The following is a 227-nucleotide window of genomic DNA, read 5'->3' as shown; positions in this document are numbered from 1 at the left end:
TCAGCAAAGGTGATAGCAGGGGTAGAATCACACACATCGCTCGCTGATGGAGTAGCCACAGCCGGGATATTATCACACGTTACAGTTACATCTGCAGGAACTCCGGATAATGTTGGAGCACTAGCGTCAGAAACTGTGATTTTCTGAGACTGAGAAGAACTATTTCCAGCAGCATCTGTTGCGGTCCAGGTTCTTGTAATCTCGTAGTTATAAAAAGAAGCTTGATC

Annotated in this window: 1 protein-coding gene; it reads right to left on the bottom strand. The window is 45.4% G+C overall.

The genetic code is table 11. From position 1 onward, the window contains the following. Nucleotides 1-227: hypothetical protein (locus tag ACNKXV_RS14955; protein ID WP_417908475.1), on the bottom strand; the 227-nt coding region annotated here is incomplete at both ends.

Origin of the sequence: Christiangramia aquimixticola (assembly GCF_048285835.1) — a bacterium.
Classification (GTDB): Bacteria; Bacteroidota; Bacteroidia; order Flavobacteriales; family Flavobacteriaceae; genus Christiangramia; species Christiangramia aquimixticola.
The sequence above is the reverse complement of the archived record's forward strand: the minus strand, read 5'-3'. Positions and strand labels throughout refer to the sequence as shown.